The organism is Candidatus Methylomirabilota bacterium (assembly GCA_035260325.1).
In the GTDB taxonomy this organism is placed as follows: Bacteria; Methylomirabilota; Methylomirabilia; order Rokubacteriales; family CSP1-6; genus AR19.
In genome coordinates, this window is the sequence record DATFVL010000272.1 from 1 (window position 1) to 19,323 (window position 19,323).

The window sequence follows — 19,323 nt, forward strand, 5'->3', positions numbered from 1 at the left end:
GCCAGCTCGAGCGCCATCGCGCGGGTCATCGCGACCACGCCGCCCTTGCTCGCCGAATAGTGCACGCCGCGCACCGAACCCCGGATGGCCTGGGACGCCAGGTTGATGATCGAGCCCCGCCGGCCGGCGGCGAGCATCGCGCGCGCCGCCGCCTGGGCGCAGAAGAACCCGCCCTTCAAGTTCACGTCGAGGACGAGGTCCCAGTCGCTCTCGCGCATCTCGAGGAACGGCACGCGCGGGAAGACGCCCGCGTTGTTGACGAGGACGTCGAGCCCGCCCAGCTCGCCCGCGACGCGCGCGACCATCGCCTGGGTCTCCGCGGGGCGCCCCACGTCGGCCTGGACGACGACCGCCCGCCGCCCGGCGGCGCGGACCTCCTCCAGCACCTTCTCGGCGGCCGGCCGGTCGTCGAGGTAGTTGATCCCGACGTCCGCACCGGCGCGGGCGAGCCCGAGCGCGATGGCCCGCCCGATCCCCTGCTGGGCCCCGGTGACGAGCGCGATCTTCCCCTGGAGTCGCATCCCCGCCCAACTACACCGCGCGCGACGCCGCGGTCAAGGGCCAAATTCGGCTATGCTGTCACGGCGGAGGGCGCCCCATGCTCGAGCGACGACCGTTCGGACGGACCGACCACGAGAGCTCGGTCACCCTGTTCGGCGGCGCGGCGCTGGCCCGCGCGAGCCAGGCCGACGCCGACCGCGCGCTGGAGCTCCTGCTCCGCTACGGCGTCAACCACATCGACACCGCCGCGCGCTACGGCGACTCGGAGCTGCGCATCGGCCCGTGGATGGCGCGCCACCGGAAGGACTTCTTCCTCGCGACCAAGACCGGGAGCCGCGGCGCCCGCGAGGCGCGCGAGGACATCCACCGCTCGCTCGAGCGCCTGCGCGTGGACCACGTGGACCTGATCCAGCTCCACTCGCTCGGCCACCCGGACGACTGGGACCAGGCGATGGGGCCCGGCGGCGCGCTCGAGGCGGCGGTCGAGGCGCGCACGCAGGGCCTCGCGCGGTTCGTCGGCGTGACGGGCCACGGCTGGACCATCGCCGCCACGCACCGCCGGAGCCTCGCGCGCTTCGACTTCGACACGGTGCTGCTGCCGTACAACTTCTTCATGGCGCAGGACGAGCGCTACCGGCGGAGCTTCGAGGAGGTGCTCGCGATCTGCCGCGAGCGCAACGTCGCGGTCCAGGTCATCAAGTCCATCGCGCGCGGGCCGTGGGCCGCGGCCGACCGCACGCACACCACGTGGTACCAGCCGCTCGAGGACCAGGCGGACATCGACCGGGCGGTGCACTGGGCCCTCGGCGTGCCCGGCGTGTTCCTCAACACGGCGGGCGACTTGACGCTCCTGCCGAAGGTCCTCGACGCCGCGAGCCGCTTCGAGCGCCGCCCCGCCGACGAGGAGATGCGGGCGATGCTCGGCGCGACGCGGATGACGTCGCTCTTCGGCCTGTCCACGTAACGAGAGGAGGTGCGGTATGCGACTCGCGGGCAAGGTTGCGCTCATCACGGGCGGGGCGAGCGGCATGGGCCAGAGCGAGGCGATGATCTTCGGCCGTGAGGGCGCGAAGGTGGTCGTCGGCGACCTCCTCGAGACTGAGGGCCGCCAGGTCGTGGACAAGATCGCCGGCGCGGGCGGGCAGGCGCGCTTCGTCAAGCTCGACGTCACGCGCGAGGCCGAGTGGGAGGAGGCGGTCAAGACCGCGGTCGCGAGCTTCGGCAAGCTCGACGTCCTCGTCAACAACGCCGGGATCAGCGGCACGTTCGACCCCGACACGCTGAGCACGTCGGCCTGGGACACGCTCCTCGGCGTGAACGCGCGAGGCGTCTTCCTCGGCATGAAGCACGCGGTCCCCGCCATGCAGCGGGCGGGCGGCGGCTCGATCGTCAACATCTCCTCGATCTCGGGCATCGTCGGCCAGGACAAGATCCACATGGGCTACAACGCCTCGAAGGGGGCCGTGCGCGCGATGACCAAGTCGGCCGCGGTCCAGTTCGCGAAGGACGGCATCCGCGTCAACTCGGTGCATCCGGGCATCATGCCGCCGATGCGGACCTCGAAGCTGTCGGGCGACCCGGCCTGGCGCGAGAAGACGCTGCGCTTCGTGCCGATGAAGCGCGAGGGCCGCGTGGAGGAGGTCGCCTACGCCGTGCTGTTCCTCGCCTCGGACGAGGCGTCGTACATCACCGGGGCCGAGCTGGCCGTGGACGGCGGCTACCTCGCCGTGTGAGACCGAACGCGGTCGAAGCCCTCGGCGTAGGCGCAGCCCTTCGTCTTGCCGAGGGCGGCCGCGCGCTCCCGGACCCGGGTCTCCACCGCCTTGAGGTCGCCGACCTGGGTCGCGTGGCAGGCGATCGCCCCGAGCTTCAGGTCCATCGTGTCCGTGATGTCGACGACGAGCCGCGGCGCCTCCCACTGGATCAGGTGCACCTCCGGCACCGCGTGGGGCTCGTACTCCGGGAGGAGCTCCGGAAACGAGAGGTGGTCGCGGGCGAGCGGGTAGACGCAGTCAAGGACGACGCCGGCGGTGGTCCGGTGGTCGCGATGCCAGCCGAAGAAGTTGGTATACGTGCGGCTCGGGCTCTGCGTGATGATCAGCGCGGGCCGCCACCGGCGGATCTGGCGCGTGACGTCCAGCCGTAGCCGGCGCGTGTCCTCCACCTCGCCGTCCTCGTAGCCGAGAAATTCCACGTGCTCGACGCCCAGCGCCCGGGCGGCGTTCCACTGCTCGTCCCGCCGGATGAGCGCCAGGCGCTCGGGTGTCATGGCGCGGTCGCCCGAGCCTTTGTTGCCGCTGGTCACGATGACGTACGTGACCTTGCGGCCCTCCTTGACCAGCTTCGCGATGGTCCCACCCGCGCCGAACTCGGGATCGTCGGGGTGGGCGGTCACGACCATGACGCGCTCGCTCGCATCCGTCATGGGTGCGTCGCGGCGGCGATCGCGCCGGCTCGGCGGCGACACTGCCACGCCGTCGCCGCCAGCAACGCTGCGCCGGCGAAAAACGCCGCGGAGAGATTCATGGCATCGGCGAGCATCCCCAGCAGCAGCGGGCCGAGGATCTGACCGGTATCCGTGATCGTGCGGAGCCAGCCGATCGCCACCCCGTGGAGAGGCGGCGGAACCTGATCCCCGATGAGCGCCGTGGGCAGCGCCGTCACCAGGCCGGCCGCGCCGCCGATCGCCAGGCTCGCGACGCCGAGCGCGACGGGATTCGTCAGGAACGTCAGACCCGCGAGCAGCGCGGCGAAGGCGACCAGACCCCCGATCAACACGCGCATGCGACCCCTCCGGTCCGAGACACTACCACCGAGCCACAGCGCCACGAGCCGGCCGAGCACGCCGAGGCCGACGACGAGGCCGACGGTGCCCGGGCTCATGTGCCCCCGGTTGACCAGGTGGAGCGGGAAGAGGAAGACCAGGAGTCCCGTCTGTACGGCTATCAGCGCGGCGTTAGTGAAGCCCATGAGGAGCACACCGGGAATCCGGAGCACGGTCGCGAGCGGGCGTGAACCGCCCGCGCCTCGCGAGACCGCTGCCGCGGGCTCGGCCGGCGGCAACGCCGTCCGCGCCAGCACGACGCTTGCCACCAGCATGCAGGCCGCCTCGAAGACGAACGGGCTCGCGGCTCCGACGCCCTGATACAGCCAGCCGCCCCCCAGGCTGCCGAGCAACAGCCCGAGCGTTTCGCTCATGAACAGGAGACTGACGACCCGCCCGCGACGCGAGGACGCTCGGCCATCGACGATGGTCGTGGTCGCCGCCGTCCCGAACATGGCCCAGCCCACGCCCGCCAGGGCGCGGAGGCCGAGGAAGACGCCGTAGGCGGAGGTCATGACGCTGGCGACGTCGCAGAGCGCGATCACGAGCAGCCCGCACGTCATGAAGGGGCGCCGCCCGACGGTGTCGAGCAGATGGCCGGTCGGCAGGCTGGCGACCCATTTCCCGGCGCCGAAGACCACCGGGATCAGCGTCACCATCTGGTACCTCGCGGCGAAGACCTGCTGGAGGTACAGCGGCAGCGACGGACGAAGCGCGCCCTGACCCACGTTGAAGAGGAACGCGGCGGCCAGCACCGCGATCGGCGCTCGCCGCGTCAGGTCCCGAGACACCGGCAACCCGCCGCGGCCTCCACCCTGCGTCCTGGCGCTCGCAACCGGCGCAGCACCTGCTCGAGCTGCCGCTGGAGGCGCTGGAGCTCCGCCCGCTGCGCGTGCACGGCCGACAGCTGTGCACGGACGACCTCGCGCAGCCGGGAACGCACGGCACCGCGCGGCCCACCGTCAAGCGCGGCGGCCAGCGTCTTGAGGTGCTGGAGCGACAGCCCTAGCGCACGGGCCCGACGGATGAACAGGAGCCGGTGGACACCCCGCCGGGCATACTGCCGGTACCCCGCCGGCGTGCGGGCCGGCGGCGGTAGAACTCCGACCTGCTCGTAATAACGGATGGTCTTCGACGGCACACCGGTCGTCCGCGCGAGCTGGCCAATGGTCAGCGCCTGCGTCATCGTCGGGCCTCCCTGACTTCGGTTCCTGGTCACGCTAGACCTTCCACCCACTGGAAGGTCAAGCGCGGCGTCGAGGCGGTCGTCGGTTCAGGGCGCTTGCGGGTACGGATCCGGCAGGGGCGAGCGCGACGCGATCGAGACCTCGACCGTCCGGCCCGCGCCGTTGACGTAGATCGCGACGGCGTCGGGCAGGTCGAGGTAGGCGCTCGTCTCGTCGGCGTACTTGTCGTCCCACGCGGGCTCCACCCGATAGCACCGGCCGATGTCGCCCGCCAGCCGCTCGACCCGGCTCCTGCGCTCGGCCGCGGCGACCTCCCACGCGCACCAGTAGGACTGGGACGCGTCGTGATACCAGCACTCGGAAGCGCCCGGCAACCGCTGCGTGACCGGCGTCTTCGGCTCGCGCCGGTTCGTGTCGTCGCGGATGGACCAGAATCGCGTGCGCGCGAGCCGCACCACGCGGTCGAGGTCCGAGCAGAACGACTGCGCGAGCGCGTCGGACCCGGCGTAGAGCGCGAGCGCCGCGATCACGCCCGCGTACCAGGCGCGTCGCATGGCCTACACCTCCCACCAGCGCTCGACGTCCCGCGCGAGCGCGGCGGGATCGGGATGGAGCGCCTCGGCCTCCCGCACGGCCGCGCTCGCCTCTTCCTCGCGCGGCACGAGCTCGGCGCACGACACCGCGAAGTCGTAGACGGAGAGCGTCGCCGTCGGCAGCACGGTCTCGAGCCCGATGACGTCCACGTGGCGATAGCGGAGCACCGCCGCGTACACGCGCCGGTAGAGCGACGGGTCATAGGGCGCCCCGTCGCCGCGCAGGACGTCCACGATGCCGAGCGCGCGCGCGACGCCGACCAGCTCGCGCCAGAGGTCCCGGAGCACCTGCGGCGGGGCGTCCTCGCGCTCGCGGGGGTGCACGGGCGTCGCGGTCCGGCGGTCGCGCTCCGCCTCGAGGTGCCGCCGCACCTCGGCCGACGGCACGGGGAGCGCGAAGCGGCACGACGGCGCGGTGAGGAGCGGCTCGGTGGCGTCGTCCGCCGGGCGCGCCAGCTCGATCAGCCGGCCGCCGACGAAGGGCGCCTCGCCGATGAGCAGGTGCTCCGCCGCGGCACAGCGCCGGGCCCACTCGACCACCGCCCGGCGCGCCCAGAGCCCGACGGCCTTGCGCACCATCGCGTGCGTCACGCCGTCCACCTGCGGATAGCGCCGGCCCGTCGCGCCCGCCTCGAACACCGGACGCACCACGTCCCACTGGAGAAGATGGACGACGCGCCCCGCGGCGGCGGCGAGGTGCGCGAGCTGGTGGATCACGAGGCTCTTGCCGGTGCCCGGCATGCCGGCGACGAAGACCATGCGCGGCGAGCGCGCGAGCTCCACGAGGCGGACGTGCAGCTCCCGGTCGCGCGCGACGACGATGGGCGAGCGCGCGTCGCGTGGGTTCATCAGTGGCGCCGGCGAGGCGATGGTACACTCGCGGCCACCCGACGGAAAGGAGCCGGCCAATGGTCCTGATCTCCAGCGACGGTCACCTCGAGGTCCGTCCCGAGCGCTGGACCCCGCGCATGCCGGCGAAGTATCGGGACCGCGCGCCGCGGACGATCACGCTTCCGGACGGCGGCGACGCGATCGTCGTCGAGGGCCAGCCGCCGTATCCCGTGCCCTTTCTCGATCTCCGGGCCGGCAGGACCAACGAGACGTGGCAGCCGTTCGGCGTGACGGTGGACGACACGGCCGGCGTCGGCCCGCCCGAGCAGCGCCTCAAAGAGCAGGACCTGGACGGCCTGGAGGCCGAGGTCCTCTTCCCGAACATGCAGGTCGGCCCCCGCCTCTGGCGCGCGATGGGGGACGACGACGTGTACCGCGCCGTGGTGCGCGCCTACAACGACTGGCTCGGCGAGGAGTACGTCCCCGTCTCGCGCGACCGGCTCATCGGCCTCGGCGTCATCCCGTGGACGAACGTGGACGACGCGATCGCCGAGCTCCGGCACTGCGCGGCGCTGGGGCTCCGGGGCGTCAACCTGGGCGTGTTCCCGAGCGGGAAGTCGTATCCGACGCCCGAGGACGACCGGTTCTGGGCCGCGGCGATCGACATGAGGATGCCGCTCACGGTGCACGTCGCCTTCGATCGTCTCGGACCGCGCGCGGCCCAGCCCACCTTCGAATACCCCGGCGCCGATCCCGCGATCGTCGCCAAGCTCGGCCCGCGGAAGATCGTCGAGTGGGTGGCGCTGCCGTTCCTCGGCACGGCGCCGGCAATGAGCCTCGCCCAGCTGACCCTGTCCGGCGTCTTCGATCGTCTGCCTGACCTGAAAATCTTTTTCGCCGAGACGCGGCTCGGCTGGGTGCCGTTCTGGATGGAGGAGGCCGACTACTGGTACGAGCGGCACCGCCACTGGGCCGAGCGCCTCCTGAACTTCAAGCCGCTGAAGCAGCGGCCCAGCGACTACGTCCGGCAGCACATCTCCTTCAGCGTGCAGCACGTCGAGCGCGTGGCGGTCGAGCTCCGTCACCACCTGGGCGTGGACCACATCATGTTCGCAACCGACTTCCCGCACATCGAGTGCGACTGGCCGAACACGCGGCCGTTCGCCGAGCGGCTGTTCGCCGGCGTGCCGGCGGACGAGGCGTTCAAGATCGCGGCCGGCAACATGTTGGCGTTCTTCGGCCTCGGCGACACGCCGATGGGCCGGAAGGTCCTGGGGGCGGCGCCCTAGGCGCCCGCCTGGACGATGACGCCGGCGCGGCGCAGCCGCTCGATCTCCGCGTCGGCGAAGCCGGCCGCGCGCAGCACCTCCACGGTGTGCTCGCCGACGGCCGGCGCGAGCCGGGGCGGGACCTTCTCCTGGCCCTCGATCCAGATAGGACTCGCCACCGTGAGCGGGGCGCCCGCGCGGGGATCCTCGAGGGGCACGAGCGCGCCGCTGGCCCGCATCTGCGCGTCGCCCGGAATGTCGTCGAGCGTGCCGACGACGCTGAACGCGACGCCGGTCGCCTCGAGGATCGGCTGCCACTCCTTCCAGTCGCGCGTCGCGAAGACCGCGTCGAGAATCGCGGTGAGGGCGCGGGCGTTCGCCCGGCGGCTCTCCCGCGTGGCGAAGCGTGGGTCGGCGACGAGATCGCCGCGGCCGATCCCGGACGCGAACGGCTCCCACCGCCGCTCGTCGCCGGTCACGGTGACGATGAACCAGCGCCCGTCGCGACAGCGATAGAGGTTGGCGAGCGCGCTGAGCGACTCCTCGCGTGGCGGCCGCGGCTCGGTGCGCGCGCCGCAGAGGATCCCCTGCACCGCGACCGCGTTCCACCAGAGCCCGTTGGCCATGAGCGACGTGGACACCATGCCGCCCCGGCCCGTGCGCTCGCGCTGGTAGAGCGCCGCCATGATCGCGCCGAAGAGCGACATCCCGGTGGGATGGTCGCCCATGCCGGGCAGCGAGCGCGCGGGCGGCGAGTCCGGCGACGGGCGCACGAGGTCCATGAGCCCCGTGCGCGCCCAGAGGGCGGTGCTGTCGAAGCCGGGGCGCCCCGCCTCGTCGCCCGTCTCGCCGTAGGCGGTGACCGACGCGTAGATCAGCCGCTCGTTCAGCGGCGCGAGATCCTCGTAGCGCACGCGCAGGCGGGCCCGCCCCTCGAGCGGCACGTTCGTCACGAACACGTCCACGCCGCTCACCAGGCGATGCAGCACCCGCTGCCCGTCCTCGGCGCGGAGGTCGATCGCGACGCCGCGCTTGCTGCGGTTGTCGACGATCCACGGGAAGTTGTACGGGCTCGGGGGATAGCCGGCGCCCCGCACGCGCCAGACGTCGCCCCCGGGCGGCTCGACCTTGATGACGTCGGCGCCGAAGTCGGCCATGACGGTCGCGGCCACCGGGCCGGCGATGAAGCTCGCCGCGTCGATGACGCGGATGCCGTCGAGGAGGCGGGGCACGGCTCGCCTCAGCACGCGCGGTGAATGGGAAAGGCCGGCGGAACGATCCGCTCGACCGTCGCGCCGTCCCAGCGCCATCCGGGAACCAGGCCCCACGCGTGCTCGATCGCACGTCGGGCCTTCGCGTACACCTCGTCCTCGTCGACACGGGTCGTCCGCCCGCCCTGGACGAGGACCTTGCCGTCCACGATGACCGTGTCCACGTCCCGGCCCGAGGCGCCGTCCACCAGCGCCTTGATCGGATCCGCGTAGACGCCTGCGCCGAGGTGGTCGAGGTTGATGATCACGATGTCGGCCTTGGCGCCCGGGGCCAGCCGGCCGAGATCGGTCCGACGCAGGAACTTGCACCCGCCGAGGGTCGCCGCCTTGAAGACGTCGCGTGGCAGGCCGACCTGGTAATTCGCGTCGGTGACCTTCGCCAGGATCGAGGCCCAGCGCAGCTCGGCCACCATGTCCATCGGGTACGTGTCGGTGCCGAGCGCCACGTTCACGCCGGCCTCGAGGTAGCGCTGGAAGGAATGGAGCGTCATCGCCATCTTGGCGTACTTGTAGGGACAGTGGCCGACGGTCGCCCCGGTGTCGGCGAGCACACGCAGGTCGTCCCCGAACGGGTAGCGCGGCCACGGGTGCGCCGTCGTGAAGACCGCGTGGCCGAGCAGGGTGCGGTCGTCGAGGAAGCCGATGTCGGCCAGGAACTGCACCGGCGTCTTCCGGTACTCCTCCATGATCCGCTCGAACTCGATGAGGTTGCCGCCCGCGTGGGTGTGGATCGGCACGCCGAGCTCGCGCGCCGCGTCCTTGCCGGCCCGGAGCAGCGGCTCGCTGCACGTCTCGACCTGCGCCGCGTTCAGCATGCCCCGCAGCCGCCCCTGGGCCGCGCCGTCGAACTTGCGCACGAAGTCGACGGCCTCGCGCAGGCGCTGCTGGCCGGCGGCGGTGTCCTCGTCGTAGTAGAGCCGGCCGCGCGCGTCCATGTACGTGTCGCGGTCGCGGAACGGCGGGCTCCCGTAGACGCGCACGCCGAGGTCGTCCACGAGACGCGCGTAGCCTTCCCAGTCCCCGCGGAGCCCGCCCACGTCGATGACGGTCGTGGTCCCCTGCTTCAACGCGTGCAGGAACACGAACGCGCGGAGCGCCGCCACCGCGTCCGCCGGCGGGGGCGTCATCTTGCCCTTGAGCGGCGCGGCGAAGCTCATGTAGTTCGCGGTGCGGTAGTCGTTCTTGGCCATGTCGAGCAGCAGGTAATCCCCGCCGTTGCCGGCCGTGTGCACGTGAGTGTTGATGAACCCCGGCGAGACGAGCTTGCCCCGCGCGGACAGGCGCGTATCGACCGGGCCCGTGTACGGCCCGCCGGCGTAGAGGACGCGGTCGTCCTCGACGACGACGCTCCCGCGCTCGTGGATCTCGTGCCCGGTCCCGTTGAATGCGACGACCCAGCCGCCCTCGATGAGCGTCTTCATGGCCTGACCCAGCCCCCGTGCACTGGATGGTGAGAGCAGATGAACTCGAGGAACGCCGGCCGGCCCTTGGCGTTCTCGTCGAACGCGCGCCTCAGTGCGGGAATCACCTGCGACGGCTCGCTCACGTCCTCGCCGTAGAACCCCACCGCCTTCGCCATGTTCGCCATGCACGCCGCGGAGTGGTCGGACACCTTCCAGGTGTAGGGATCGTGACCCGCGCCCCAGAAGCCCGGCCCGTACCCCGAGTAGCCGCCGTTGTTGATGTGGAGAGTCGTGATCCCGATCTTGTAGCGCGCCACCGCCTCGAAGTTGCCCATCATGTAGCACACGCCGGCGTCGCCGGTGATGTGGACGCACTGCCGCTCCGGATACGCGAGCTTGGCGGCGATGGCGCCGGCGAGGCTGAAGCCCAGCGTGGAGACGTTGCCCCAGCCGAGGAAGCCGCGCGGGATCTGGGCCTCGTAGACCGTGCTGATCTGGTCGCGCGTGTTCCCGGAGTCGCCGGTGACGAACGAGGCCTTGGGGTTGAGGACCTTCATGAGATCGCCGATCACCCGGTACGGATTGATCGGCCTCTCGTCCGAGTCCATCAGCGGGCGGAACTTCGCCGCGAACTCCTGCCTGCCCGCGCGGATCTCCTCGACGACCTCCGGCTTCTTGCGCCCGCCGCCCGTCCGGGCGCTGACCTCGTTGACGAGCGCCTGCAGGGTCAGCTTCGCGTCGCCGATCACGGCGAGTCGGGTCTCGTAGCTCCGGTTGATGTCGAGCGTGTCCACCGTGCACTGCACGATGGTCTTCTTGCCGGGGTCGGGCACGGCGTGGCTGAACCGGTTGGGAAAGAGGCTCGAGCCGATCGAGAACAGGAGGTCGGCCTTCCTGAGGAAATGGTCCGCCAGCGAGCCGCGCACGCCCACCGACAGCGGGTGGTTCTCCGGGAAGGCGCTCTTCCCTTTCAGCGTCGTCAGCACCGGCAGCTTCGCCAGCTCGGCGAACCGGAGGAGCTCGCTCGTGGCGTCGGCGTAGAGAACGCCCTCGCCGACGTAGAGCAGCGGGTCCTGCGCGGCCAGCAGCGCCTTGACGGCGGCCTTCACGTCGTCCAGATCGGGACCGGAGCGCCAGCCCTTCACCGGCGCGTAGGGGTGCTCGTCCTCTTCGTACTCGCCGAGGTCGCGCGGGATGATGAGCAGGACCGGACCGGGCCGGCCCGACCGGAGGTGGGTGAAGGCGCGGCGCGCGTAGTCGGGCACGAGCTCGGCGCGGTCCACCCGGCCCACCCACTTCGTCACCGACTTGAACGCCGAGGCCATGTCGTAGTGGGTGTGCCGGCTCGCGCCCTGGCCCACGCCCTCGGCGATGACGAGGAGCGGCGACGAATCCTCCCAGGCCTGGCCGATGGCGCCGTAGGCCATCTGGATGCCGGCGGCGTTCAGGTTGGCCATGACGGTGCAGACGCCGATCTGCCTGCCGCAGGTCACGCGCGAGAACGCGTCGGCCACCGCGACGGCGAACCGCTCCTCGCCCATCATGAGGATGGGCACGCCTTCCTCGCCGAGCGCGTTGTTCACGTGATTGGTGGGATAGCAGCTCACCCACGGGATGCCCTCGGCCTTCAGGATCCGCGCGAAGCCGTTCGCCGCCTTGACCTTCATGGACCTCCTCCTCGTCGATCTCGTCTCCCGTACCCCGGCGACGCGGGCCCTGTCAAGGACCACTCGCGAGACCGGCCCCCCCGGGCGCGGCGCCTGCTGATACACTACCCCGCGCGACGGACCGCCGTGTCCGCCATTGGAGGACCACATGTCGAACGTGAGGCGCCTGATCCTCGCCGCGCTCGTCGGCGGCACCGTCACCGCCGCGCAGCCGGCGAGCGCGCAGACCACGCTCACGATGTCGTCGTGGGTGTCGCCGACGCACCACATCACCGCCGTCGTGCTGCAGGGCTGGGCCAACGAGGTCGAGAAGGTGACGGGCGGCCGCGTCAAGTTCCGGATGCTGCCGAAGCATCCCTCGGCCCCGTCCGGCACGTTCGACGCCGTGCGGGACGGCCTCGTGGACCTCTCGTACGTCACCGCGAGCTACACGCCGGCGCGGCACATCATGCCGCTCCTGCCGGAGCTGCCCGGCGGCGGCGAGACCGCGCTCGTCAACTCGATCGCGTACTCGCGCATCCACTGGAAATACTTCCAGAAGGTCGGCGAGTACAAGGGCGTGAAGCTCCTGGGCGTCTTCACCCACGGCCCCGGCCAGATGTTCACCAAGCGGCCGGTCCACGGGATCGGCGACGTGCAGGGTCTGAAGATCCGCACCGGGGGCGGCGTCGCCGAGGCGGTGGCCAAGGCGATCGGCGCGTCCGCGTTCGTGAAGCCCGCCCCCGAGTCGTACGAGCTGCTCAGCTCGGGCGTGGCCGACGGCGTGTTCTTCCCGCTGGAGTCGATCATCTCCTTCAAGCTCGACACCGTGCTCGAGCAGGCCACGCTCTTCCCGGGCGGGATGTACAGCTCGGCCTTCGGCTTCTTCATGAACGAGGACAAGTGGAACACGCTGCCCCGGCGGGACCAAGAGGCGATCGAGAAGATCTCCGGCGAGTGGATCGCGCGTCACGCCGGCCAGTCCTGGGACGAGGCCGACTGGAAGGGCATGGACGCGCTGAAGAAGTCCGGCGTCAAGATCGTCTACGCCGACCCCGCCTTCGTGGCGGAGGTGAAGAAGCGCTCCGCGCCCATCGTGGACGACTGGATCACGCGGGCGAGCGCCAGGGGCGTGGACGCCGCGAACATCCTCGCGGAGTTCCGTGAAGAGCTGAAGAAGGCCGCCGCCGGCAAGTGAACGCCTCCGACCAGCGGTGGAGGCGGCACGCCGACGCGCTCCTCGGCGCCGCCGCCTCCGCGGTCCTGCTGGCCATGATGCTCCTCACGGTGGTGGACGTCGTGGGGCGCTACGTCTTCCGCCGTCCGGTCCGCGGGGCCTTCGAGGTCACGGAGCTGATGCTGGTGGTCCTGATCTTCGCCGGGCTCCCCCTCGTGTCCTTCGCCGACGAGCACGCCGTCATGGACTTCATCGACCGCGTGCTCGGCCCGCGCGCCCGGCGCCGGCTCCAGCGCGGTGTGCAGGCGGTGAGCGCCGCGTTCATGTTCCTGCTCGCGTGGCTCGTCTGGCGGAAGGCCGACCGCATCTGGGGCTATCGCGACGCCACGGACGTCCTGCGCATCGTGTACGGGCCGTTCGTATACTTCATGGCGGTCACGCTCGCGCTCGCGGGCGTGATGCACGCCTGGAAGATCGTCGCGCGCCGATGATCGAAGGCCTCGTCGGCCTCACCGTGATGATGCTGATCTGCTGTCTGCGCGTGCCCATCTCGTTCGCGATGGCGATCGTCGGCTTCGTCGGCTACGCCTACATGCGGGACTGGAACTGGGCGGTGGCCTTCGCCACCGTCCAGACCAAGCTGTACGAGACCGGACGCAACTACACGCTCTCGGTCGTGCCGCTGTTCATCCTGATGGGCAACTTCGTCACGCGCGCGGGGATGTCGCAGGAGCTGTTCCGCGCCGCCTACACGTTCATCGGCCACCTGCGCGGCGGCCTCGCCATGGCGACCATCTGGGCGTCGGCCGGCTTCGGCGGCATCTGCGGCTCGTCCATCGCGACCGCGGCCACGTTCGCGAAGGTGGCGTATCCGTCGATGAAGAAGTTCGGCTACTCCGACCGGCTCGCCGCGGGCGTGGTCGCGGGCGGCGGCACGCTCGGCATCATGATCCCGCCCTCGACGATCATGGTCATCTACGGCATCTTCACCGAGACCAACATCGGCAAGCTGTTCGCGGCCGGGATCCTGCCCGGGATCGTCGGCGCCATCCTCCTGTGCGGCGCCGTCCAGTACATGACGTGGCGCGATCCGCGCTCGGGCCCGCCGGGCGAGCGCTCGACCTGGCGCGAGCGCCTGCGCGCCCTCAAGGACGTGTGGGCGGTGGCCGTGCTCTTCTTCTTCGTCATGGGCGGCATCTACGGCGGGTTCTTCACCGCCACCGAGGGCGCGGCGATGGGCGCGTTCGGGGCCATGGTCTTCGCGCTCTCGCGCCGCGCGCTCACGTGGCGGACGCTCTACGACGCCCTGCTGGAGAGCGCGCGCACCACGTCCATGCTCTTCATGATCCTGATCGGCGCGCTGATCTTCGCGGAGTTCGTCAACATCACGACGATGCCGGACGATCTCAGGGACTGGGTCACGCGCTTCAACCTGACCCCGACCATGGTGGTGGCGGCGATCTGCGCGATCTACGTGGTGCTCGGCACGGCGATGGAAGAGCTGTCGATGATCCTCCTCACCATCCCGGTGTTCTTCCCGGTCATCGTGCACCTCGGGTTCGACCCGGTCTGGTTCGGCATCATCATCGTGTGCGTGGTCGAGATCGGCCTGATCAGCCCGCCCGTCGGCATGAACATGTTCGTACTCCGGACCCTGATCCCCGAGGTGAGCACGGCGACCATCTTCAGCGGCGTGCTGCCGTTCATGTGGGCCGACGTCGTGCGCCTGGCCATCCTGGTCGCGTTCCCCTGGCTCTCGCTGTGGCTGCCGAGCATGATGCGATGACCGCTTGGTGCTATCCTCCCGGGCTGTGAGCTCGGGACGCTGACCGTCGAGCCGCGAGGAGGAAGGACATGGGCCTATCGGTAGGGTTCATCGGCGTCGGGAACATGGGGAATCCGATGGCGGCCAACGTGGTGAAGGCCGGCTTCGCGATGACGGTCTTCGACACCAACCCAAAGGCGATGGAGAACCTGATCGCGGCCGGGGCGCGGCGCGCCGGCTCGGCGCCGGACGTCGTGGAGCAGTCGGAGATCGTCCTGACCTCGCTGCCCGCGTCTCCGGACGTCGAGGCCGTCTACCTCGAGCCCGGCGGCCTGGTGGACCGCGCCCGGCCCGGGACCATCCTGATCGACCTGAGCAGCGTGCTGCCCTCGACGCCCCGGAAGATCGAGCCCCGGGCCAAGGCGCGGGGCGTCCACTTCCTCGAGGCGCCCGTCAGCGGCGGCGTGAGCGGCGCGCGCGCCGCCACGCTGGCGATCATGGTCGGTGGCGACGCGGAGCCGTTGGCGCGCGCGAAGCCCGTGCTCCAAGCCATCGGCCCGAACATCTTCCACGTCGGCCCCGTCGGCGCGGGCAACACCGTGAAGGCGATCAACAACATGATGGCCTGCGTGAACGGCGTCGCGATGATGGAGGGGCTCGTGCTCGGCGTGAAGGCGGGGCTCGACCCGATGACGATCTACGAGGTCGTCAAGGCGAGCAGCGGCGGCAGCAAGGCGCTCGAGCGCATCCCGAAGGCGCTCATCCCGCGCGACTTCGAGCCCGGCTTCAAGGTGGCCCTGATGAACAAGGACCTCGAGACGTTCACCACCATCGCGAAGGAGCTCCACGTGCCCGTCAGCTTCGCGAACGTCGCCCAGCGCTACCAGCAGGCCGCGCTGGCGGCCGGGCTCGGCGAGCAGGACACGAGCGTGGTCCTGACGATCATCGAGCGCCTGGCGGCGGTGCAGGTGCCGCGCGGCGCGCCGCGGAAGGGCGACGCGCGATGAAAGTCGGGCTCCACTCCGTCAACCTGCACGGCTGCGCGCACCCCGACGCCGCGGCACGGCTCGGCCGGGCCGCCGAAGCCGCCGGCTTCGAGTCGCTCTGGGTCGCCGACCACGTCGTGCTGCCCGATCCGCCGGTGGCCGGGCGTCCGATGGCCCCCGACATGCGGCTGCTCGACCCGATCGTCGCGCTCACCTTCCTCGCGGCGCACACGTCGCGGGTCCGGCTCGCCACCGGCGTCATCATCCTGCCGCAGCGCCAGGCCGTCGTGCTTGCCAAACAGCTCGCCTCCCTCGACGTGCTCTCGAAGGGCCGGGTCGTCTTCGGCCTCGGCGTCGGCTGGTGCGAGCCGGAGATGCGCGCGGTCGGCGTGCCGTTCGCCGAGCGTGGTCGCGTCGCCGACGACTACCTCGCGGCCATGCGCGCGGTGTGGACGCAACCGAAGCCGTCGCATCGCGGCCCGTACGTCTCGTTCGACGGCGTCCAGGCGATGCCGCGCCCGGTGCAGACGCCGATCCCGATCGTCGTGGGCGGACGGACGCCGCCGGCGTATCGCCGCGCGGTGACGCAGGGTCACGGCTGGTACGGGTTCGGACTCGACGTGGCGCAGACGCGGACGTGCGTGGCCGCGCTGCGCGAGGCGGGGCGGACGCACGCGCGGCCGGCGGAGCTGGGCACGCTCGAGATCAGCATCACGCCGCCGGGCTACGACGTCCCGGACAAGGCGACGCGCGAGGCGTACGCCGCGGCCGGGGTCGATCGGCTCATCCTGCGGCCGCGCCCGGAGATGGACGCGCCGGCGCTCGAGCGCTTCGCCGCGGAGGCCGGCCGCGCCCTCGGCCTCAAGGCCTGATGGGCGCCGCGCCCCCAAGCGCGAGGATCAGGCGAGGAGGAGCCGGGCCGGCTGCAGCGTCCGGTTGAATGGGTTCAGGACGAAGCCCAGGATCTCGAGGGTGACGACGCCGAGCAGCGCCTCGTCACCGGCTTCGCCGAGAATCACGGGCGTGTGCGCCTCGCCCTGGGGCAGCGCGATGTGACACTCGGAAACGTCGCGGTCGATCAGCGTCCCGTCGGCGAGCGCGAAGGTCATGCGGCGCTTCGGCGCGAGGTCGATCGCCCGCCAGTCGGCGAGCGGGAGCAGGCTGTACTTGGCCCCGCTGTCGACCATGAACCGCACCGCACGCGAGGCGCCCGAGGGCCCGGTGACCACGCCCTCGACGTACGTCAGTCCCACCGCATCGCTCCACGCATCGCCCGCGTCTCTCCACCCGCCATTGTAGTGGAGCGCGACTCGCGTGTCGTGTCTCCATTCGGAGACGGCACCTGACGCCGTGTTCCGACGGCGACCTCAGTCGAACACGAGCACCGTGCGCGCGACTTCCCCGGCCTTCATCGCGCGGAAGGCCTCGTTGATGTCGTCGAGCCGTCCCCGGCGGGTGACCATCTCGTCGAGCAAGAGCCGCCCCTGGCGATAGAACTCGAGGTAGCGCGGGATGTCGACGCGGAAGCGGTTCGAGCCCATCCGCGACGTCTGCACCCGGCACTCGGGCCGGATGGCCATCCAGGGGAATTCGATCTTCGCGTCCGGCGGCAGGACGCCGACGATCGTCGCGGTGCCCCGGATCGCGAGGCTCTCGATCGCCTGCCGCACCAGCGTCGTGTTGCCGACGGCCTCGAAGGCGTGATCGACGCCGGCGCCGCCGGTGAGCGCGCGCACCGCCTTGACGGGATCGTCCTTCGCGCTGTTCACGACGTGCGTGGCGCCGACTCGCTTCGCCATCTCGAGCTTCGAGTCGAAGACGTCCACGCCGATGATCTGCCGCGCGCCGCCGATGCGCGCGCCCTGAACGATCGCCAGGCCCACGCCGCCGCAGCCGAACACGGCGACGGTCTGCCCGGCCTCGAGCCCCGAGCTCCGGAGCGCGGCGCCCACGCCGGTGAGGACGCCGCAGCCGACGAGCGCGGCGCGGTCGAGCGGCAGGTCCCCATCGATCTTCACGACCGAGTTCTCGTGGAGCAGCATGCGCTCGGCGTAGCTCGAGACGCCGATGAACTGTCGGAGCGGCGCGCCCTTCTGCGAGAGGCGCGGCGGCGCCCCCTTCCCGCGCGTGACCAGCCCGCCCGTGCAGAGATTCGGATGGCCGCCGAGGCACTGCTCGCAGCTCCCGCAGAAGCCGGAGAGGCACGCGACGACGTGATCGCCGGGCCGCACGGTCGTCACGTCCGTGCCCACGGCCTCGACCACCCCGGCGCCCTCGTGTCCCAGGACGATCGGCTGATCGAGCGGCCACCGGCCCACGCCATCGACGACGTGGAGGTCGCTGTGGCAGACGCCCGTCGCCGCGGTGCGGACGAGGACCTCACGGCCCCACGGCTTGTCGATCTCGACCGATTCGATCGTGAGCGGCTCGTGCGGCTTCCGGAAGACCGCGGCCATCATCTCCATGGCGACCTCCTCGCCTTCCGACTCAACCCGGGAGCTTCCAGCCGAGCCACGTGCAGACGGCGCGGCCCATGACCAGCTCTTTGTCACGGGCCGACAACCACGGAAGCTCTTCAGTGAACATCGTCACGCACTGGCGCCACGAGCACGGCATCCGCGTGATGTCGGTGCCCCAGAACATCCGCTCGGGCCCGAACGCGTCGTGGATCCGGCGGAGATGATCGTGGATGTTGCGATACGGATACGGCTCGCTCGAATAGCTCGGCGCGCCGGTCGCCTTGATCGCGACGTTCGGGTACTTCGCGAGCGCCAGCATCTCGGGAAGGCTCGCCCACGCCGCGTCGTCCTTCATGGCCGGCGAGGAGCGCCCGAGGTGATCGATGATGAGCTTGAGCCGCGGATGCCGCTCGGCGACCTGCGCGACCTTCGGCATGAACTCGGCGGCGAGGAGCGCCACCGGCAGCCCGGCGCGCTCGGCGGCGGGCCAGAGCCAGTCCATCGTGCCGTCCGTCGGCCACGTCTTCTGGTGCGGCTGCAGGAACGTGAAGCGCAGGCCGAGCATCCCCGGTCGCTGCTTCCAGGTGTCGATCAGCGCGCGGCTCTCGGCGCGGTCGAGCGGGAAGTTCCCGAGGATCGCGAGCCGGTTCGGATTCCGGCGCGCCGCCTCGACGGCCAGCTCGTTGGCGTTCGGATCCCACGACGTCGGCGGATGGACGACGGCCGCATCGACGCCCCCCTCGTCCATCTCCTTCAGCAGATCGTCCGCCGTGAAGGCCGGCACCTGCCGGTGGTTCGCGTTCGTCGGCTTGCCGCCCGACCAGAGGTGGACCTGCGCGTCGACGATCAGCACGGTGTCCTCCCTAGACCTTCAGGACTTCCTGGCCCGCGCCCGCCTCCAGCTCGCAGGCGTTGACGGTCATGGCCAGCATGCTGTAGTACCCGATCGCTCCGGTGAGCTGAATGAATCCGTCGTCCCCGAACCGCTTCTGGAGCGCCTTCACGCTCGCCGCGTCGGCCCTGTGCTGTCTGATGAGCTGCTGGGTGAACTCCACGATCTGGGCGTCCTCGGGCGGGAGACCGCGCGCGTGCTTCTCGCGGACGGCCGTGATCGTCCCCTCGGGCACGCCGAGCTTCCGCGCCTGGCCTGTCTGGGCGCCCCACACGTAGACCGCGTCGAGCTCGCGCGCGACCGTCATTGCGGCGAGCACCCGCACGCGCATGTCGAGCGAGCCCTCGAAGCGGACGAAGGCGCCCAGATGCGCGACTCGGCCGGCCAGCTCCGGACAGTGGAGGAACATCGTGAACGGTCCCTGGAGCGCGCCGCGGCTCTTGACGATGCCGTCCACGATCGCCTGATCCTTCGCGGCCACCTGGTTCTTGCTCGTGATGGGCGTCAGCCTTGCCATGAT

Annotated in this window: 21 protein-coding genes; 8 read left to right on the forward strand and 13 right to left on the reverse strand. The window is 71.1% G+C overall.

The genetic code is table 11. The features are described 5' to 3' along the window. Positions 1-521: SDR family NAD(P)-dependent oxidoreductase (locus tag VKG64_17360; GenBank protein ID HKB26806.1), on the reverse strand; the 521-nt coding region annotated here is incomplete at its 3' end. Between the two features lie 77 nt (positions 522-598). On the opposite strand from VKG64_17360, the gene VKG64_17365 reads away from it, so the two are divergent. Beyond that, complete coding sequence (locus VKG64_17365) at positions 599-1,465, forward strand: aldo/keto reductase (GenBank protein ID HKB26807.1); 867 nt, start codon at positions 599-601, stop codon at positions 1,463-1,465. Between the two features lie 16 nt (positions 1,466-1,481). After that, positions 1,482-2,234, forward strand: a complete 753-nt coding sequence (locus VKG64_17370) for a glucose 1-dehydrogenase (protein HKB26808.1) — start codon at positions 1,482-1,484, stop codon at positions 2,232-2,234. On the opposite strand, the gene VKG64_17375 is transcribed toward VKG64_17370, so the two are convergent. The 5 genes from VKG64_17375 to VKG64_17395 form a co-directional block, all read right to left on the reverse strand. After that, on the reverse strand, positions 2,219-2,926 hold the full coding sequence (locus VKG64_17375) for a PIG-L deacetylase family protein (GenBank protein ID HKB26809.1): 708 nt from the start codon (positions 2,924-2,926) through the stop codon (positions 2,219-2,221). The genes VKG64_17370 and VKG64_17375 overlap by 16 nt on opposite strands. Continuing rightward, positions 2,923-4,116 carry an MFS transporter gene (locus tag VKG64_17380; GenBank protein ID HKB26810.1) on the reverse strand — a complete coding sequence of 398 codons (1,194 nt, stop codon included), beginning with the start codon at positions 4,114-4,116 and terminating at the stop codon, positions 2,923-2,925. The genes VKG64_17375 and VKG64_17380 overlap by 4 nt, the downstream gene beginning before the upstream one ends. After that, on the reverse strand, positions 4,101-4,511 hold the full coding sequence (locus VKG64_17385; protein ID HKB26811.1) for a MerR family transcriptional regulator: 411 nt from the start codon (positions 4,509-4,511) through the stop codon (positions 4,101-4,103). Before VKG64_17385 ends, VKG64_17380 begins: the two co-directional genes overlap by 16 nt. A gap of 87 nt (positions 4,512-4,598) precedes the next feature. After that, complete coding sequence (locus tag VKG64_17390; protein ID HKB26812.1) at positions 4,599-5,066, reverse strand: hypothetical protein; 468 nt, start codon at positions 5,064-5,066, stop codon at positions 4,599-4,601. A gap of 3 nt (positions 5,067-5,069) precedes the next feature. Continuing rightward, entirely contained in the window at positions 5,070-5,954 is an 885-nt protein-coding gene (locus VKG64_17395; protein HKB26813.1) for a hypothetical protein, read from the reverse strand. A 59-nt stretch (positions 5,955-6,013) separates the two neighbouring features. Here VKG64_17395 and VKG64_17400 point away from each other — a divergent pair, with 59 nt between their 5' ends. After that, on the forward strand, positions 6,014-7,225 hold the full coding sequence (locus tag VKG64_17400) for an amidohydrolase family protein (protein ID HKB26814.1): 1,212 nt from the start codon (positions 6,014-6,016) through the stop codon (positions 7,223-7,225). On the opposite strand, the gene VKG64_17405 is transcribed toward VKG64_17400, so the two are convergent. Genes VKG64_17405 through VKG64_17415 form a run of 3 tightly spaced genes read right to left on the reverse strand, consistent with a single transcriptional unit; the run spans position 7,222 to position 11,545 of the window. Continuing rightward, the gene (locus VKG64_17405; GenBank protein HKB26815.1) at positions 7,222-8,436 is read right to left on the reverse strand and encodes a CoA transferase; all 1,215 of its coding nucleotides are present in this window, start codon (positions 8,434-8,436) and stop codon (positions 7,222-7,224) included. The genes VKG64_17400 and VKG64_17405 overlap by 4 nt on opposite strands. Positions 8,437-8,444: 8 nt before the next feature. Then, positions 8,445-9,896 (reverse strand): chlorohydrolase family protein, encoded by a 1,452-nt coding sequence (locus tag VKG64_17410; GenBank protein ID HKB26816.1) that lies wholly within the window; start codon positions 9,894-9,896, stop codon positions 8,445-8,447. Beyond that, complete coding sequence (locus VKG64_17415) at positions 9,893-11,545, reverse strand: thiamine pyrophosphate-dependent enzyme (GenBank protein ID HKB26817.1); 1,653 nt, start codon at positions 11,543-11,545, stop codon at positions 9,893-9,895. Before VKG64_17415 ends, VKG64_17410 begins: the two co-directional genes overlap by 4 nt. 148 nt (positions 11,546-11,693) lie before the next feature. Here VKG64_17415 and VKG64_17420 point away from each other — a divergent pair, with 148 nt between their 5' ends. The 5 genes from VKG64_17420 (at position 11,694) to VKG64_17440 (ending at position 16,324) form a co-directional block, all read left to right on the forward strand. Further along, positions 11,694-12,722: a TRAP transporter substrate-binding protein gene (locus VKG64_17420; protein ID HKB26818.1), complete on the forward strand. Its 1,029-nt coding sequence runs from the start codon at positions 11,694-11,696 to the stop codon at positions 12,720-12,722. Next, positions 12,719-13,192 (forward strand): TRAP transporter small permease, encoded by a 474-nt coding sequence (locus VKG64_17425; protein ID HKB26819.1) that lies wholly within the window; start codon positions 12,719-12,721, stop codon positions 13,190-13,192. Before VKG64_17420 ends, VKG64_17425 begins: the two co-directional genes overlap by 4 nt. Then, positions 13,189-14,487, forward strand: a complete 1,299-nt coding sequence (locus VKG64_17430; protein ID HKB26820.1) for a TRAP transporter large permease — start codon at positions 13,189-13,191, stop codon at positions 14,485-14,487. The genes VKG64_17425 and VKG64_17430 overlap by 4 nt, the downstream gene beginning before the upstream one ends. Positions 14,488-14,555: 68 nt before the next feature. Then, on the forward strand, positions 14,556-15,473 hold the full coding sequence (locus tag VKG64_17435; protein ID HKB26821.1) for an NAD(P)-dependent oxidoreductase: 918 nt from the start codon (positions 14,556-14,558) through the stop codon (positions 15,471-15,473). Then, positions 15,470-16,324: an LLM class F420-dependent oxidoreductase gene (locus tag VKG64_17440; GenBank protein ID HKB26822.1), complete on the forward strand. Its 855-nt coding sequence runs from the start codon at positions 15,470-15,472 to the stop codon at positions 16,322-16,324. The genes VKG64_17435 and VKG64_17440 overlap by 4 nt, the downstream gene beginning before the upstream one ends. Before the next feature lie 27 nt (positions 16,325-16,351). Here VKG64_17440 and VKG64_17445 read toward each other — a convergent pair whose 3' ends face one another. From VKG64_17445 to VKG64_17460, 4 genes are all read right to left on the reverse strand, one after another. Further along, on the reverse strand, positions 16,352-16,705 hold the full coding sequence (locus tag VKG64_17445) for an aspartyl protease (GenBank protein HKB26823.1): 354 nt from the start codon (positions 16,703-16,705) through the stop codon (positions 16,352-16,354). Positions 16,706-16,819: 114 nt separating this feature from the next. Next, the gene (locus VKG64_17450) at positions 16,820-17,917 is read right to left on the reverse strand and encodes a Zn-dependent alcohol dehydrogenase (GenBank protein ID HKB26824.1); all 1,098 of its coding nucleotides are present in this window, start codon (positions 17,915-17,917) and stop codon (positions 16,820-16,822) included. 22 nt (positions 17,918-17,939) lie between these two features. After that, positions 17,940-18,764: an amidohydrolase family protein gene (locus tag VKG64_17455; protein ID HKB26825.1), complete on the reverse strand. Its 825-nt coding sequence runs from the start codon at positions 18,762-18,764 to the stop codon at positions 17,940-17,942. Positions 18,765-18,774: 10 nt separating this feature from the next. After that, positions 18,775-19,320 (reverse strand): carboxymuconolactone decarboxylase family protein, encoded by a 546-nt coding sequence (locus VKG64_17460; protein HKB26826.1) that lies wholly within the window; start codon positions 19,318-19,320, stop codon positions 18,775-18,777. Positions 19,321-19,323 lie beyond the last annotated feature (3 nt).